This is a genomic window from Heyndrickxia sp. FW510-T9, assembly GCF_058781025.1.
The window spans coordinates 1-17,734 of record NZ_JBYSWK010000071.1 but is presented as its reverse complement, the minus strand read 5'-3'; the positions used below and the strand labels follow the sequence as shown (position 1 = coordinate 17,734).

Below are 17,734 nucleotides of genomic sequence, written 5' to 3'. Positions count from 1 at the left end.
GTTGTGAAATATTATTACAATTGTTATCGGAAAATTGAAAGTGTTTTTAAAAAACAATGGTCTTATTGGTAGATAAATTTCCTTCAAGAACAATAATTGCTAATCCAAATGGAAATAATAGAAAAGAGAAAGATATTGTCCTCCACATATAAACAAAAATTAATATTTATGATAAATTATATACATAGAGCATTATGAAAGAAGCTAATGTCCACTCAGAGAGGACAGTTGTGTATAAAACGCTTACATTTTATAGGAGGGATCCATATGTCCAGTAAAACATTAGATCATTTTTTAAATGAAAACCTTGAGGACTTAAGAGGCAAGGGTCTTTATAATGAAATCGATGTCGTTGAAAGTGCAAATGGTCCGGTAATTAAAGTAAAAGGGAAAGAATTAATCAATCTTTCCTCTAATAATTATTTAGGATTAGCAACAGATGAGCGTCTTAAGGAAGTAGCGACCAATGCCATTAAAGAGTATGGAGTTGGTGCGGGAGCTGTGCGCACGATTAACGGAACTCTTGATCTTCATATTAAATTAGAAGAAACGCTAGCAAAATTTAAAGGAACAGAAGCAGCAATTGCTTATCAATCTGGATTCAATTGTAATATGGCAGCTATTTCAGCTGTAATGGATAAAAATGATGCGATTCTTTCAGATGAATTAAATCATGCTTCTATTATTGATGGATGCCGTCTTTCAAAAGCGAAAATCATTCGCGTCAACCACTCTGATATGGATGATTTACGTCAAAAAGCCAAAGAAGCGAAAGAATCTGGTCTGTATAACAAAATTATGGTGATTACAGATGGCGTATTTTCCATGGATGGGGATATTGCAAATCTGCCAGGAATTATCGAAATCGCGGAAGAATTTGACTTAATTACGTATGTAGATGATGCCCATGGTTCAGGTGTAACCGGGAAAGGAGCAGGTACGGTTAAACAATTCGGACTTGCAGACAAGGTTGACTTCCAAATTGGTACACTTTCAAAGGCCATCGGTGTTGTAGGTGGATATGTTGCTGGGAAAAAGAATTTAATTGATTGGTTAAAAGTTCGTTCTCGTCCATTTTTATTCTCTACTGCATTGACACCTGCAGATGTTGTGGCAGCAACAAAAGCGGTTGAACTATTAATGAGCAGCACCGAGTTGAATGATCGACTATGGGAAAACGGAAATTACTTAAAAAAGGGCTTGAAGGATCTTGGCTTTAATATTGGTGATAGTGAGACACCAATTACTCCATGTATTATTGGTGAGGAAAAGACAACACAAGAGTTTAGTAAAAGACTTTATGAAGAAGGCGTTTATGCAAAATCCATTGTCTTCCCAACTGTTCCACAAGGTACTGGCCGTGTAAGAAATATGCCAACAGCAGCACATACAAAAGAAATGCTTGATAAAGCGATTTCGATATATGAAAAAGTTGGTAAAGAAATGGGCTTGATTTAAAGAGCAAATGCGGAAGCGCCTTGCTTATCGGCGTACGGATGAGTGAAATTTGAAGTTTAATTTCACCTTCGTAGTCTTCGACTGAGATAAAGGAAACACAGCGAGGCAGTTCACGAGCTATTGAAATTGGCACTCCAAATTTCACTTGATGTTGACTTATCGTAGGGAGGAGACGTAGAAATCCGCTAGCCGATAGGCGCTGTAGCTAGACGTAGACAACTTTATTAATTAAAGCATATTGGATAAACAACGAGATGAGCTATCAATACAGGGGGATTTTATCGTGAAAAAGATATTTGTGACCGGATCTTTAGGTCAAATTGGAACTGAATTAGTGACGAAAATGCGCAGTATTTATGGTTCGGATAATGTTATTGCAACAGATATTCGCGATAATGGCAGTGATGTTGTAAAAGCGGGACCATTTGAAATTTTGGATGTAACAGATGCGAGTAAAATGCATGAGCTTGCAAGTAAATATAAAGTAGATACCATTATCCATTTGGCTGCTTTATTATCTGCTACTGCTGAGAAAAATCCATTATTAGCATGGAATTTAAATATGGGTGGACTTGTCAATGCGTTAGAAACGGCAAGAGAATTAAATTGCCAATTCTTCACCCCAAGCTCGATCGGTGCCTTTGGTCCTACAACTCCAAAGGATCAAACACCTCAAGATACAATACAACGCCCAACTACTATGTATGGAGTGAATAAAGTATCTGGCGAGTTATTATGTGATTATTATTTTGATAAATTCGGCGTTGATACAAGAGGAGTCCGTTTTCCAGGATTAATTTCTTATGTTGCAGAGCCTGGTGGCGGTACAACAGACTATGCCGTAGAGATTTATTATGAAGCAATTAAAAACGGCAAATATACATCCTATATTGGCGAAGGAACAAAAATGGATATGATGTATATGCCAGATGCTTTAAACGCTATTATCGAATTAATGGAAGCAGATTCTGCCAAGCTTAAGCATCGCAATGCTTTTAACATTACAGCAATGAGCTTTGCGCCTGAAGAAATTGCTGCAGAAATTAAAAAGCATATCCCTAATTTTGAAATGAGCTATGATGTTGATCCTGCTAGACAAGCAATTGCCGATAGTTGGCCAAATTCGATCGACCCATCTGCAGCCATAGAGGAATGGGGCTTTAAAGCGGAATATGATTTAAGTAAAATGTCTGTTGATATGTTGGAAAAATTAAAAACAAAGTTAAAATAATATTAAAATTGGCGTTCAATATAAATTGGACGTCTTTTTTAATGATCCTTAGAAAACATATTTTCTATTGGTATCCTTATGATAAAATGTATTGTAAGGGTATCTTTAAAAAGGATAGGAAATTTACATGAGAAATCAACGTACATTTATCATCTATTGGAGTATTTTTTTATTTATCTTGTTTCTTGATATAGGTTGTCTTGTATATACAATCATTTTTTTGCAAAATGCTAACTGGTTTACGGGTGGTACGATTTTTCTAATTTGTCTCCTAATCGGAATGATCTTGTATTTAATAAAGCGATTTTATTTTCTTTATAAAGAAAATTGCACACTTGAAGACGAAGAAGAAAAATGGTCAATCTTGATGCAATCTACTCTAGATTTTATTTCCTTTAAAGATGGTGAAGGTAGATGGAAAAAGGTTAATGATTTTGGGCGGAAGTTATATCAATTGGATCACATTGATTATATTGGTAAAACAGATTTGGAGATAGCAGAATTGTCCCCTTTTTTTAAGGAAGGTCTTAATGCATGCTATCTATCTGACAAAGAGGTTTGGCGCAGGGGAAAATTAACAAGGATTGAAGAGTCATTTGTTGTCCCATCAGGTGAGCTAAAAAGCTTTGATGTTATTAAAATTCCCTTATATTATAAAAATGGTTCAAGGAAAGGGTTATTAACAATCGGCAGAGATATTACTCAACAAAAAGTAGCCGAGTCCATTCTGATTAAACGGGAAAAGCTTTCAGTAGTTGGAGAACTAGCTGCAGGGATTGCACATGAAATTCGTAATCCATTAACGAGTATAAAAGGACTTACGAAATTAATGTATGAATCAGGAAATGTGCCAGAGGAATATGCCAAGGTAATGGTATCTGAAATTGATCGTATTAATCAAATTGCCGGTGGTTTACTAGCCCTCTCAAAACCGCAAACTAGTGAAATGAATACCATTCTATTAAATGAAATTCTTCAATATGTTATCAATATTATGAAGCCTGAGGCATTGCTAAAAGATGTTCAAATCAAATTGGATGTCAATAATCAGTGCATAATAGAAGGAGATCGTAATGGACTCATTCAAGTATTTATTAATATCTTAAAAAATGCAATGGATGCCATGCCAAATGGAGGGCTTATTAGTATTTCATGTCAAAGCGCATTGGACAAGGTCCACATCATCTTCTCTGACCAAGGGGTGGGAATACCTACCGAAAGATTGAAAAAAATCGGTGAACCGTTCTTTACACTGAAAGAAAAAGGAATGGGGCTTGGGCTTACGATTAGTAATAAAATAATTCATGATCATAAGGGTTCATTTGAAATTCGTAGTCAAGAAGGGTTTGGAACAGATGTAATCATTAAACTTCCTAATGGAGTTTAATAATACAAGGGTGAAAATCATTTCACCCTTGTAATTCTAGGAGCTAAAAATAATTGAATCTAGTAGTTTATGTAAATTTTGTATATAATGTTGATGAACCGCTTCTATCTTCCTTGATCACCACATTATCCTCATTAGTTTTTTTCCATTGTTAAAAAATATCCTTCGAAAGGAGACAGCACTTTGTTATCCAAAGCAAAAGATATTCTTCAATCTTACTATGGCTATGTAGAATTCAGGAGAGGTCAAGAGTCCATTATTGATCAAATTCTTCAAGGAATGGATACCGTCGCCATTATGCCAACAGGCGGTGGGAAATCCATTTGCTATCAGATCCCTGCATTAATGTTTCCGGGTGTTACGATTGTTATTTCTCCGTTAATTTCCTTAATGAAAGACCAAGTCGATGCTTTGAAAAATATAGGTATTCCGGCAACTTTTATTAATAGCTCTATCAGTGGAAGTGAAATGGATGAACGGCTGAGAGGGATTGAGACAGGTGCATACAAAATGATCTATATTGCTCCAGAAAGACTCGAAGCACCAGCCTTTCTTGAACTTCTCAATCGGGTTAACGTCTCTTTGTTGGCAATTGACGAGGCGCATTGTATTTCGCAATGGGGGCATGATTTTCGTCCAAGTTATTTACTTATTAAAAAGCTAATTCAACGCATTCAACCGAAACCGACTATTTTGGCTTTAACCGCAACAGCAACCCCAAGTGTAAAGAATGATATATGTGAACTATTAAATATCCCTTTAAGTAATGTTATATTAACGGGGTTTGGAAGAGATAATCTACTTTTCCAAGTGATTAAAGGGCAAGACCGAGATTTATTATTAAAAGAGTATATTCAAAAAAATGAAGACCAGGCGGGAATTGTGTATGCTGCGACACGTAAAGAGGTGGAACGTCTATATCATCAATTAGACAATCTAGGTATTCGAGTAGGGAAATATCATGCTGGTATGTCGGAGGCTGAAAGAAACCGTAATCAAGAGGAATTTTTGTATGATGATATAACTGTTATGATTGCAACAAATGCATTTGGAATGGGGATTAATAAGTCAAATGTTAGATTTGTTATCCATTACCATATACCGAGAAACATGGAATCTTATTATCAAGAAGCAGGACGGGCGGGACGTGATGGACTAGATAGTGAGTGTATTCTATTATTTGCCCCACAAGATGTTCATATTCAAAAGTTTTTCATTGATCAATCTGAAATGAACATGGAGCGTAAGGAGTATGAATATTCTAAGCTCAGGAAGATGATTTCTTATTGTCATACTGAAACCTGTTTCCAGCAGTATATTTTGCATTATTTTGGTGAGGAGAACTCAGGAGTTTGCGGAAAATGTGGAAATTGCACGGATAACCGTAAGCAAGTCGATGTGACAAGAGATGCACAGATGGTTCTATCTTGTATTAAGCGAATGAATGAGCGCTTCGGAAAAACATTCATTACGAAGGTATTAACAGGATCAAATGATAAGAAAATTAATAGTTTTGGATTCCAGCAGATTTCTACTTACGGAATTATGAAAGAAAAGACTCAAAAAGAAGTGAATGAATTTATTGATTATTTAACAGCAGAAGGCTATTTGCGTCCCACTGATGGTGCCTACCCTGTGTTAATGATTACAAATAAAGGGATAAACGTTTTAATGGGTGAGGTAGCAGTATTAAAGAAAGAAAATGTTCAGGTAAAGCGGCTTGTAGAGGATAACCAATTGTTCGAGGACTTGAGGCAGCTAAGAAGAGAGTTGGCTACTGTTGAAAAAATTCCTCCTTATATTATTTTCTCAGACCAAACTTTACAAGAAATGAGTATAAGAATGCCTACTTCTAGTAGTGAAATGTTACAGATAAAAGGGGTTGGAGAAAGAAAACTTGACCAGTATGGCAGTGCCTTTTTGGCTGTCATCCTTGCTTATCGTGAACAACATGGTATAGAGCAAAAATTTGCTGGGAACATAGAGAGTTCACGAGTAAAACGTCCAAGGTCAGAAGATGGAGAACAAAGCATAAAGGAGAAAAGTCATCATGTAACATATACCCTATTGCAGGATGGAATGAGCATCGAGGAAATTGCGAGCAAGCGTGAGATGTCAGTTAGAACGGTAGAAGGTCATCTTATTAAGTGCTCAGAAGAAGGGCTTGCTATTGAGTGGGACCAATTTATTCCTTCTGCATATGTGTCTTTGATTGCAGATGCCGTCAATAAAGCAGATACAAATAAACTAACGCCAATAAAAGAACTGCTGCCTGAAGAAATTAGCTTCTTTATGATTAGAGCTTTTTTGCAAAAAAAGCAGTAAGAAAGGGAGAAATGTGGTAAAAGGCACTTTTATGCTGATTTTACCACATTTCCCTTTTTATAAACTCAATTTGGTTTAGTTTCAGGATATCTTTCCTTAATTGAATACAACTAAATGAGAAATTTTTTATGATTTTAGATTAAAATAGACTTTGATTGTTAATATTCGTAAGTTTACTGGAAAATCCCTCGATAGTCATCCCTGGGAAGATACGGATACGATGAAGGGAATATAATCCTTGATCACGGGAGGCTTCACCAGGTTCAGTTGTAACCGCCATTTTATATCCTGTTGACTGAGCAAGTGTTAATGTTTCTGCGTTATAGGCGCCAGCTGGGTAACATAAAAAGGTAGTATTTTGATGAAACATGTGATCCAAAAGTTCCTTGGAACCCTTCATTTCACTATTTTGCTGCTCAGCAGTAAGTGTATCAAGATTGAGATGATGAATAGTATGGCTTTCAATAGATACACCATTTTGTGCGAGCTCTACCATTTGTTTAGTAGTTAGATGATCCTTATTATTTATTGCCTTCCCAATAATAAAAATGGTTGCCTTCATCCCAAATTGTTTAAGAATCGGAAATGCTGTCGTGTAGTTATCAACGTAACCATCATCAAAAGTAATTAATACACACTTTTCAGTAGGCATTATATCCTTCGTTAAAACTAAATAGGCCTCATCCGGAGAAAGAGTGTAATATCCGTTTTCCTTCAGCCATTTCATTTGCGCAAAGAATTCATTTTCTGGGACGCGTAAACTATTCCCAGTTGAAATACTATGGTACATAAGAATTGGAATCCGTGCAGGTCCTTTAACAGGAATCCAATTCGAAGTATCTATCCTTTTATTAGTGCGATTTTTCTTATGAGCTTTAGTCTTTTCAACAACAACTGCGTTCTTATGAATTTCAGTCTTTTCAACAACAACTGCTTTCTTATGGACTTCCTGAGTATTGTGATTTGTTGTTACATCCTTTTGCTCTTTTTGTTCAGAAACAATAGGTTGACATCCTGCTAATGTAACCATCAATAAGAGAAATAACCAAACAACCCTTTGCCCCATACTACCATCCTACTCTCTATTTATCTTCTAATCTATTATATCTAGAACTTATTTTGCTTGGAATGCATGATCAAAAATTTTATACAAGTGTACTTCAACGTCTTTGTTATGATTAGTTTGAATTAACAAGACATTTTTATTCGCTGGTAAATATTGATAGCAGGTGCATAAGCCTCAAGCTATTATCCACTGTAATAAGGAATAATTATAGATTGCATTATCAATTAATTGCTATTTATCGACAATATTTTTTAAATACTATATATTTAAATAACGAAAAACAAGGTATGCGAATGTGGAGGCTGCCATGAAAAAAATAGTGGATCTATTGTTACGACTCGTTTTATCATGTATTGGAATTATATTAGTTGGAGGCTTGCCAAGTCTTTTAACAGGGTTAAATAATGGAACTTTAGATTGGGGAAGTTACCTGCAGTCACTAAGTGAAATTTTAAATGGTATGTTGCATATAAACGAGCTTACATATTTTCATAATAATAAGCTACTCCCTCTGATTCCTAACATCATTAGTCCAGTGGTCTATTCTATTATTGTTTTATTAAGTGCTTTTATAGTAGCGAGCCTTATTTCACTAATTTTGTCTATTTTAACTATCATCGCACCGTACCGTTTACGCAGAGGGATTAAATTTTTCTTTTTTATGCTAGAATCGATCCCGGATCTATTTATCATTGCGATTAGTCAACTGTTAGTCATTTTTATTTTCAAAAAAACAGGAATTTTAGTTGCAAATATTGCTACATTGGGTCAACAACAAATTTATTTATTTCCGATTTTTTGTTTATCAATCTTGCCAACCATTCAATTATTCCGGATTTGTATGATTATTTTAGAAGAGGAAATGGGAAAGGATTATGTCTTGCTTGCTAGGTCAATAGGCATGAGAAAATTTATCATCGTGTTATTGTATGTATTACGAAATGCCATGATTAGTCTCTTCTTTCAATCGAAAAATACTATTTGGTTTATGCTATCCAATTTGTTTGTTCTAGAATATTTAATTAATATGCAGGGAATCACCATGTTTTTGGCAGATAATATGGATCCGAAGATTTTTACAATAGCGCTATTATCTCTGTTCATCCCTATATTTGTATTATATTCCTTGGGTGAATGGATCCTTCAGAGAAAAATAACAGGAGGGGAGTCCATCTCATGAAAAGTCCATGGAAAAATCCTTTGTTTTTAATCGGCTTTATTTTTATAGCAGGATTATTAACTGGTAGCTTTCTTTATTCAGAAATAACCCATAATCATGTTCGAGTAATTCGGATGTTATATGATAAACATGGGAATATGATTGAAGCTTCCCCGATATCACCGAAGTGGAATATTCCATTTGGAACGGATCGCTTAGGCTATGATATGTTTGCAAAGGTTTTAATTGGAGCGAAATTTACAATATTAGGAGCACTCGCAGTAGCAGTGGTACGGATGGTGATAGCTGTTCCGATTGGTTTATTTCTTGGAACCTATTTTCGCAAACAGAAAAAATATATAAACGGATTAGTGGATTCCTTTCATTTTATTCCATTGACTGTTCTAGCTGTATATATTTTAAGTCCATTGTTAATGGAACCTCCAGAGGGATTTCATAACACGATGTTTCAAAGAATTACTATAGAGATTGTTTTACTAGCATTATTAACTGTCCCTGTCATTGCTGTTTTCATTGGAAATGAAACGAGTAAAGTATATCAGGAGGAATTTGTAATTTGTTCAAGAACTTTAGGGGCTGGCAAATTCCGATTGATTCACAAGCATATTTTTCCTGCCTTACGAGAAAAAATATTTGTGGTTTTCGGGCAGCAGGTGATGCAAGCTTTAATTATTTTTTCACATCTTGGCCTTTTTGCATTGTTTTTCGGAGGTACACATAACCACAGTGATGGATTTTCTACTGATCCTCCTGTTTCGATTTCAAATGAATGGTCAGGGTTGGTCGGAAATACCTTTCGATATTTGCGAATAGCCCCTTGGGTTCCATTGACACCTATTATTGGTTTTGCTGTTACGATGCTGGCTATTTCTTTTATGATTGAAGGATATGTACAAGCAACTACAGGTCATTCCCATTATTTTAAGAGGAAAAAGAGAAAGCATGAATTAAAAACAATAGAGAGCGTCCCTTTTAAAATTGATATCGATAAATTGAAGAAAATATCTTGATTCCAATGGCAATTGGAGATTGCTTAAACCATCTCTCCCTGCTAAAAAGAGCTTGCAACGGGAATGTAGAAGACGAAGTTAAACAAATTTGTAAATGTCAAGAAGATGTAAATGTAAGAGATGGCGTTAGCAATGCATGATGGTATAAATTAAACGGTGTGGAAAAAGTGTTTTCACATCGTTTTTTATTTTGTGTTGATAGGTCTAAAGTCACAATTCGGGCTGTTTGACCGTATTTTCGTGCCGTTGGAAGCAAAATTTGTGCTATTCAAAGGCCATTTCGTGCGATTAATTGGAAAAATCGTGCCGTTTTTTAACTTAGGTAACATAAATAGCACAGTTAACCATTTGTGAGTTGGTATTCCTCTTCCGAACGCACCCGTAAAAATGCATCTCCAGGGGAATCATCAATTACATGTAAACAAAGATGAAATAAATAACGAGTTATCCAAAAAGATAACTCGTAAAAAGGTCACTTTGAATCCGGACTCAAGCCCTTTACAACGAATCGAATCGTTAGTTCGATTTCTTGTTCATCATCCCATTCGGACTCATTAATCAGTAAAGTTCTTGCTAAAATAAAGCCAATGATGGTGGAGGCAGTTAGTCTCATGACAGATGTTGGTGGGATATCAATAATCTGCCCCTTTTTTTGATAGCTTTCAACGATGTATTTAAAACGATCAATAAGTTTATTAAAAACATGCTCGATAAATTGATTTTTTAATTCTGGATGAAATGGAATTTCTTGAAGACAAATTTTAAGTATTGGCATATGTTTCTTTGCAAATTCCATCCGATTAATAATAACAGCTCGTAAAAACTCCTCAAATTCACCATAATCATTTAATAGTACTTTATTAAAGTCTCGAATAAGAAATGGTGCTAACAGCTTTGCCATTGTTGGTGCAACAATGGATAGTAGCAGATCCTTTTTCGTTTTATAATGACGGAAGATTGTTCCTTCCGCTACACCGGCCTTTTTAGCAATTTCACTCGTAGATGTGGCTGCAAATCCTTTTTCAGAAAAGGTTTCCACTGCGGCTTCGAGTATTTTCTTTTGCTTTTCCGTCATATTCTCTTGATTATCCAAAAGAATATCTAAAAAATCGCTTTGTTCAGACATTGCATTCTCTCCAATCGATGCCCCGTATAAAGTTCTTCCTATATTTTACGATATTTTTTCAATGCTGCAATGTTTACAACGATAAAGAATGCTGAAAAAGCTGCCAACATTAATATGTTAAATAGTTCATCTTGAAAATGTGCTCCGCGGATCATAATGTCTCTTAACGCATCTGCCGCGTAATATAAAGGTGTAATTGGACCAATCCAGCTTAACCAATCTGGGATGGTGTCTAAGTTAAACAAACCTGAGAAAAAGATTTGTGGAACGACTACAATTGGAATGAATTGCATCATTTGTAGTTCCGTTCTTGCAAAGGCGGAAAGCAGCATTCCAAGTGTTAATGCAGTAAAAGATAAAAGCAGGATAACGAGCAAACTGGTTAAAAAGGATCCGACCATCATTAATTTTAGAACATAGACAGCGTAGGAGGTTATTAAAGCAGATTGAATAATCGTAAATATTCCAAACCCTATAACATAGCCAAATACCATATGGGATACTTTGATTGGGCTCGCCATTAACCTCTCTAAAGTCCCAGACGTACGTTCCCGCAAAAAGGAAACTCCACTAATGAGAAAAACAAAGAAAAAGACAAAAAAGCCGAGTAATACAGGTCCGAAATAATCAAAGGATTTCATATCCTTATTGCCATGTAAATATTCTATTTCTATTGGAGACTGTTTACTTTGGAAAAGGGATTGTACCTTCTGGATGACTGCCTTATTAACATTAGGGTCGCTTCCTTCCAGTATGAGAGAAGGGGATGGACCAATAATAAGGTAGCCGTCAATTTTATTATCCTTTAAAGATTTTTTTGCTGACGATTCATTTTTATATGGATGAAAAGAGCTGCTTGGCATGATTGGAACCATTTGTTGTGTTGTTTGTTCAACATACCCAATTTTCGGTTTATAATCTTTCCCATTAAATACAGCCCATAGCATTGTAAGTACTAAAATAGGTGCCAAAATCATTAGTGCAAGTGTTCTTTTATCCCGCATAAACTGCCGAAGGATACGAATAATAAATGCTTTAATTGTCATGTGTCACACCTCCTACAGCTAAAAAGATTTCTTCTAAAGTATTTACTCCGTACATTTCCTTCATTTTCTCCGGAGTATCATTCACAATCAATTTCCCACCTTGAATTAAACCTAATGTGTCACATTTTTCGGCTTCATCCATTACATGAGTTGTAAGGAAAATGGTTGTTCCTTGTTTGGTAAGTATTTGAAATTGATTCCAGATGGATTTCCTTAATACAGGATCAATCCCTACTGTTGGCTCGTCTAAGATTAATAGTTTTGGTTCGTGTAAAAGTGAAATGGCAAGTGATAATCTTCGTTTCATTCCTCCAGAATATTGGTGAAGTGTTTTATGCAAATGGTTTTGTAGATCAACCATTTCCATAACAAATTGAATGCGCTGTTTTAACTTTTTGCCTTTTAATCCATACAAGGAACCAAAGAATTCGAGATTTTCCTTTGCTGTTAACTCTAGATATAGTGCATCAGATTGAGCCATATATCCAATTATTTTTTTTGCCTCGAATGAGGGAATCTCAAATCCTGAGATACTTATGTTTCCTGAAGTAATGGACTCTATACCCATCATCATTTTTACTAGTGTTGTTTTACCAGAGCCAGATGGACCTAATAATCCATAAATTTCTCCATTACCTACTGTAAAAGAAATATCTTTTAAAATTTGTTGGGTCCCGAAACATTTACTCACATTTGCAATGGATACAAGCGTATTAGACATAATAGTCCCCTCCTTTTCATAAAAGTGAGTAATCACTCATTTGTTTACAGTGTAAATTGGATTTTGTTATTTGTAAAGTGAGTAATCACTCACAATGAAATAAGTTTAAAGTTTCTACAATGAATTCTGAATGTTTGTTCTAATCGTGATATAATTTACTAGATTAAATGGGAGGGAGTCCTTTGGATCCTTTAAAAAATAATAAAGTGAAGAAGCAATTTGTTGCCCCTTACAGACGGAGAATATATGCTTTTCTACTAGATTATTTAGTGATTATTGGGTATGGCATAATATTAGTTTTACTTTCCTTTATATTACGCCAATTTTTCCTGCAGCTGTTTTCCAAAAGTCCATTCATCGCTGAACTTACGGGATTTTGTTTTATTACCTTACCTGTTATGCTTTATTTCATATTAATGGAAGCCTCAAACAGGAGAGGTACTTTAGGAAAAATAAAGATGAACATTCAGGTTGTGAATAAGAACGGGGAGCAAGTCGGGATTGGCAGGGCTATTTTCCGATCTATCTTTAAATTTATACCATGGGAGATTTCTCATTTTGCTATATGGAATACAATGAGACCATCTCACTTTTCTAATAGTTTTATAACTTCTATTTTAATTACAGCAAATATATTGGCAATCCTATTTATTTTCTTTCCCCTGGCGAATAAGCAAAGAAAAAATATTTATGACTGGATCGCGGGAACAAGTGTAATGTCTTATAAAAAATAAAAAAATAAGTCCGATATTCGAACTTATTCAACCTTATCATTATCCCATGGGTAGGACCAGAATCTTTCTTTTTGGAGCCATGCTAATGTTTCTGGATCCTTTTCCGCAACTTTCTTTTCTCTTTCTTCCATCATCCAACCTGTTTGGGAAATGTGTGCTTTCATTGCACCAATTTTTTGGTCGATTACTGCACTGACATCATTTACGATATCGGGTTTCCCAATTTCTTCTTCATGTCCTTTTGAGAATGCAACACAATGAAGTTTTGGGCGAGCATCGTTTGAAAGTTTTCTGACAGCACGAATAACGGCTCTTCCAGTAGCATCATGATCTGGGTGTACAGAAAAACCTGGATAGAAAGTGATGATTAGAGAAGGATTTAACTCCTCAATTAAATTAGAAATCATGTTGGTCATTTTTTCGTCATCTTCAAATTCAATGGTTTTATCACGTAATCCCATCATACGAAGATCTTGAATTCCCATTACTTCAGCAGCCTTCAGTAATTCTTTTTTACGGATGCCCGGAAGCGATTCTCTTGTCGCAAAAGGTGGGTTTCCTAAGTTTCTGCCCATTTGTCCCAATGTTAAACATGCATAGGTGACTGGAGTACCATTTTTAACGTGTGTAGAAATAGTGCCTGACACTCCAAATGCTTCATCATCTGGATGTGGAAATACTACTAAGACTTGACGTTCTTTTTCCATATGAAATCTCCTTTCTTAAAATATTTATTCAAATGGGGTATTGCTAATTTCTAATGCAACAGCAAGTTTGCCGTCATAACCATGGCCAGCAAGCAATAACCGGTTTAGTTCATCTATTTCGAAATGGGTAATGCCTTCCGCATAAATCCATCCTATTTCTGTTTTCAATCCAATTCTGAAAGGGCCATCCCCTGTGATTTTGCCATGCTCATATGTTACTTTTGCATTTCGAATATAGGCACCAGCAGAAAAAAATGATTCATTAAAGTGGGAAGCATAGGCTCCATTAGTCGTTTCTAAATGTATGTAAATCTCTTGATTTGCAAATTCGTTTATTTTTTCTTGAATTTTTGACGTGTTGATTGGCTCCAAAGATTTCCCCTCCTTTTCATAAAAACTAAAGACTTTATAAGTTTGTAAGTTAATTTATTTATTTATTAACTCTAGTCTTGTCTAGGTCCAGGTGAAATTTGCACTACAATTTCAATAGCGCCTATCGGCTATCGGATTTCTACGTCTCCTCCCTACGATAAGTCAACATCAGGTGAAAATGGTAGTTCAATTTTCAATAGCTCGTGAACTACCTCAGCACGGTTTCCTTTATCTCAGTCGCAGACTCCTCAGGTGAAATTAAACTACAAATTTCACTCATCCGTACGCCGATGAGCAAGGCGCTGCCACTTTTCTAAAGTATGTGAACATTTTACTAAAAATAATAGCAGAAAGCTAAATAAAAGCTTAAAAGAAAAAGCGGGTATGGAACCCGCAGGAAAAATAATTTATTTATTTGCTACAAAACGAGTATATGCTCCGTGCATAACTGGACCAACGTATTGGTTAAGTTTAAAGCCGTGTTCAATAGCTGCAGTAACAAATTCTTTTGCTGTTTTTACAGCTTCTTGTACAGGTGCGCCTTTTGCAAGCTCTGCAGTAATGGCTGCCGCAAAGGTACAGCCTGCACCATGATTATAAGTTGTATCTAATTTTTCTTTCTCAAGAAGGATGAAGTCATTTCCATCATAGAATAAATCTACAGCTTTTTCATGATTTAGTTGTTTGCCGCCTTTAATAACAACATTTTTAGCCCCTAATTCATGAATTTTTACAGCTGCTTCCTTCATATCATCAATGGTTTTAATAGGGCCAGTTTTGGCTAATTGCCATGCCTCAAATAGGTTAGGAGTCACGACAGTTGCACGAGGTACTAAAAGCTCTCGCATAGCATCTGTATTTTCCGGCATTAATACTTCATCTTCGCCTTTACAAACCATAACAGGGTCAATTACTACTTTTTCAAGCTTATGCTCGTCAATCTTCTTAGCGGCTAACTCAATAATATCTACAGAACCAAGCATACCGGTTTTCATTGCATCGATGCCTACCGACAAAATGGTTTCTAATTGAGGTTCAACTGTTTTTACATCAATAGGAAAAACATTATGATGCCAATCATTTGTAGGATCCATTGTTACGATCGATGTAATGGCTGTCATACCGTAAACGCCTAATTCTTGGAATGTTTTCAAATCAGCTTGAAGTCCTGCTCCACCGCTTGAATCAGATCCAGCAAGAGTAAAGGCCTTTTTCAAAGTCATGTTACGATTCCTCCTCTATTACCAATGATGAAATATAGATTGTTCACATATGTTTGAACAAATAATATGTACTTTCTACATTAGAATAAACCAAATTTTTTTGAAAAACAATGGAAACAGGAAAAGCGGAAGCGCCTTGCTCATCGGCGTACGGATTTCGTAGTTTTCGACTGAGATAAAGGAAACCGTGCTGAGGTAGTTCACGAGCTATTGAAAATTGAACTACCATTTTCACCGAGTGAAATTTGAAGTACCAATTTCACCTGATGTTGACTTATCGTAGGGAGGAAACATAGAAATCCGTTAGCCGATAGGCGCTATTGAAATTGAAGTACAAATTTCACCTGTAGCTAGACAGAGATCACCGGGATAAATAATTTTTATGGTAACAAACCTTTCCTTTTTATCTTCCGAAAAATAAGCAAAAAAATAGAGAGTGTCCTTTAATAAGGTCACTCTCCACAAGAGGGGGTTTCATCGTCTATCACTATTATGGACAATGATTTAGCAAACTATACATCTAGTAAAAAATTATTTTTATTTTTTGAAAATGGCTTTACTTTTAAAAATAAAACGAATACAATATGATTGTGTAAAAAATCAAACATTTTCCAAAAATGTACGTTTTATTAAAACGTAGTGGATTTTAAAAGGAGGTATGTATTATGAACGCAAATGTATATATGACAAATCATTTTAATTTCATAATGCAGTCCGTGGAAAATGTAATGTGTACTAATTAGTCATTAGACAACTTATTTATTAATGTTATTTAACCATGGGCTGCTATTTACAGGCTCATGGTTTTTATATTATTAGGGTGTATTATACCCTTTTTCAACAAAACCGTGTTCGCACGGTTATTTTTTTTACCTTAAAAAACGGAGGAATCACATTTGAATTTAAAAACATTAGGTTGGAATGAAATTTTTGAAGAAGAATTTTTGCAGTATAAGGAACAAGGGTTTGAGGTTGGAAGAATTGCGCTTGAACATAAAAAAATATACCGAGTACTAACTGAATATGGTGAGCTTTTAGCAGAAGTATCAGGAAAAATGCGTTTTAGTGCAATGGGACGTGGAGATTATCCGGCTGTAGGGGATTGGGTCGTAATTTCTGCACGGCCGGAGGAGCAAAAGGCTACTATTCATGCAGTGCTACCTCGAAAGAGTAAGTTTTCAAGAAAATCTGCAGGTCAGACGACAGAAGAACAAATTGTAGCTGCAAATGTCGATACCATTTTTCTAGTGAACGCCTTAAATGCTGATTTTAATGTGCGCCGCATTGAGCGGTATATTTTGTCTGCCTGGGAAAGTGGCGCAAATCCCGTTATTATTTTAAGTAAAGCGGATTTGTGTGATGATGTAGATGAAAAGATTGCTGAGGTAGAAACAGTAGCGTTAGGAGTACCTATTCTACCGATTAGTGCAGAAAAAAATGTAGGTATGGATCAGCTTGCACCATATTTGTTTGAAGGGCAAACTATTGCCTTACTAGGATCCTCCGGTGTAGGAAAATCTACACTTACAAATACATTAATCGGTCACAGGAAGCAAGAAGTCAAAGAGGTTCGGGATGGTGATGATCGGGGCAGGCATACGACAACCCATCGCGAATTAATAGTATTGGAGAATGGCGGCATATTAATTGATACACCGGGGATGCGTGAATTGCAGCTGTGGGAGGCAGATACGGGATTAAGTCAAAGCTTTTCAGATGTTGAAGTGTTAACCGAATCATGTAAATTTAGAGATTGTACTCATAAGAAGGAACCAGGATGCGCCGTTCAACAAGCGATTTCCGAGGGGACATTGGATCTTGACCGATATCACAGCTATGTAAAACTTCAAAAGGAGCTTGCCTATTTAGAAAGAAAAGAGAACCAACGTGCTGCATTAGCGGAAAAAGCAAAATGGAAGCAAATTTCTAATAATCAGAAGAAAATAAAGTATTGATGTGAGTATAAAAGAGCTTAGTATGGTGCTAAGTAGTTCGGTTCAGAGGTAGAAAAATAAAAAGAACATGAGTTTTAGCAAGCGAATTAGCATATAAATCCGCTTGCTTCTTTTTCTTATTATGACAAGGATTTTTAGGTTTAAATACTGAAAATAGCAACAGATTTAGCACAGATTTTAACAGGTGAGCAAT

General features: G+C 35.6%; 15 protein-coding genes. 8 read left to right on the top strand and 7 right to left on the bottom strand.

The features are described 5' to 3' along the window. The first annotated feature begins 267 nt into the window (after positions 1-267). From AC3WJF_RS21575 to recQ, 4 genes are all read left to right on the top strand, one after another. Positions 268-1,458: a glycine C-acetyltransferase gene (locus AC3WJF_RS21575; protein ID WP_492455908.1), complete on the top strand. Its 1,191-nt coding sequence runs from the start codon at positions 268-270 to the stop codon at positions 1,456-1,458. Positions 1,459-1,741: 283 nt separating this feature from the next. Further along, positions 1,742-2,689, top strand: a complete 948-nt coding sequence (locus tag AC3WJF_RS21570) for an L-threonine 3-dehydrogenase (RefSeq protein ID WP_492455907.1) — start codon at positions 1,742-1,744, stop codon at positions 2,687-2,689. Between the two features lie 127 nt (positions 2,690-2,816). Continuing rightward, a complete protein-coding gene (locus AC3WJF_RS21565; protein WP_492455905.1) occupies positions 2,817-4,076 on the top strand; it encodes an ATP-binding protein in 1,260 nt (419 codons plus the stop codon). Between the two features lie 183 nt (positions 4,077-4,259). Continuing rightward, positions 4,260-6,401, top strand: a complete 2,142-nt coding sequence (gene recQ / locus AC3WJF_RS21560) for a DNA helicase RecQ (protein ID WP_492455903.1) — start codon at positions 4,260-4,262, stop codon at positions 6,399-6,401. 139 nt (positions 6,402-6,540) lie between these two features. Here recQ and AC3WJF_RS21555 read toward each other — a convergent pair whose 3' ends face one another. Then, positions 6,541-7,467, bottom strand: coding sequence for a polysaccharide deacetylase family protein (locus AC3WJF_RS21555; RefSeq protein ID WP_492455901.1), 927 nt, complete (start codon positions 7,465-7,467; stop codon positions 6,541-6,543). Between the two features lie 307 nt (positions 7,468-7,774). On the opposite strand from AC3WJF_RS21555, the gene AC3WJF_RS21550 reads away from it, so the two are divergent. Then, positions 7,775-8,647: an ABC transporter permease subunit gene (locus AC3WJF_RS21550; protein ID WP_492455899.1), complete on the top strand. Its 873-nt coding sequence runs from the start codon at positions 7,775-7,777 to the stop codon at positions 8,645-8,647. Next, the gene (locus AC3WJF_RS21545; RefSeq protein ID WP_492455897.1) at positions 8,644-9,657 is read left to right on the top strand and encodes an ABC transporter permease; all 1,014 of its coding nucleotides are present in this window, start codon (positions 8,644-8,646) and stop codon (positions 9,655-9,657) included. The genes AC3WJF_RS21550 and AC3WJF_RS21545 overlap by 4 nt, the downstream gene beginning before the upstream one ends. A 472-nt stretch (positions 9,658-10,129) precedes the next feature. Here AC3WJF_RS21545 and AC3WJF_RS21540 read toward each other — a convergent pair whose 3' ends face one another. Genes AC3WJF_RS21540 through AC3WJF_RS21530 form a run of 3 tightly spaced genes read right to left on the bottom strand, consistent with a single transcriptional unit; the run spans position 10,130 to position 12,550 of the window. Next, positions 10,130-10,783 (bottom strand): TetR/AcrR family transcriptional regulator, encoded by a 654-nt coding sequence (locus AC3WJF_RS21540; protein WP_492455895.1) that lies wholly within the window; start codon positions 10,781-10,783, stop codon positions 10,130-10,132. A gap of 38 nt (positions 10,784-10,821) precedes the next feature. Further along, positions 10,822-11,829, bottom strand: a complete 1,008-nt coding sequence (locus AC3WJF_RS21535) for an ABC transporter permease (protein ID WP_492455893.1) — start codon at positions 11,827-11,829, stop codon at positions 10,822-10,824. After that, positions 11,819-12,550: an ABC transporter ATP-binding protein gene (locus tag AC3WJF_RS21530; RefSeq protein WP_492455891.1), complete on the bottom strand. Its 732-nt coding sequence runs from the start codon at positions 12,548-12,550 to the stop codon at positions 11,819-11,821. The genes AC3WJF_RS21535 and AC3WJF_RS21530 overlap by 11 nt, the downstream gene beginning before the upstream one ends. 182 nt (positions 12,551-12,732) lie before the next feature. On the opposite strand from AC3WJF_RS21530, the gene AC3WJF_RS21525 reads away from it, so the two are divergent. Continuing rightward, the gene (locus tag AC3WJF_RS21525; RefSeq protein ID WP_492455890.1) at positions 12,733-13,284 is read left to right on the top strand and encodes an RDD family protein; all 552 of its coding nucleotides are present in this window, start codon (positions 12,733-12,735) and stop codon (positions 13,282-13,284) included. A 23-nt stretch (positions 13,285-13,307) separates the two neighbouring features. Here AC3WJF_RS21525 and bshB2 read toward each other — a convergent pair whose 3' ends face one another. The 3 genes from bshB2 to pdxK form a co-directional block, all read right to left on the bottom strand. Next, positions 13,308-13,991 carry a bacillithiol biosynthesis deacetylase BshB2 gene (gene bshB2, locus AC3WJF_RS21520; protein ID WP_492455888.1) on the bottom strand — a complete coding sequence of 228 codons (684 nt, stop codon included), beginning with the start codon at positions 13,989-13,991 and terminating at the stop codon, positions 13,308-13,310. Between the two features lie 24 nt (positions 13,992-14,015). Next, entirely contained in the window at positions 14,016-14,363 is a 348-nt protein-coding gene (locus AC3WJF_RS21515) for a YojF family protein (RefSeq protein WP_492455887.1), read from the bottom strand. A 407-nt stretch (positions 14,364-14,770) separates the two neighbouring features. Beyond that, the gene (pdxK, locus tag AC3WJF_RS21510) at positions 14,771-15,586 is read right to left on the bottom strand and encodes a pyridoxine/pyridoxal/pyridoxamine kinase (protein WP_492455885.1); all 816 of its coding nucleotides are present in this window, start codon (positions 15,584-15,586) and stop codon (positions 14,771-14,773) included. Positions 15,587-16,482: 896 nt separating this feature from the next. Between pdxK and rsgA the strand changes: the two genes are divergently transcribed. Beyond that, complete coding sequence (gene rsgA / locus AC3WJF_RS21505) at positions 16,483-17,541, top strand: ribosome small subunit-dependent GTPase A (RefSeq protein ID WP_492455883.1); 1,059 nt, start codon at positions 16,483-16,485, stop codon at positions 17,539-17,541. Positions 17,542-17,734: the final 193 nt, after the last annotated feature.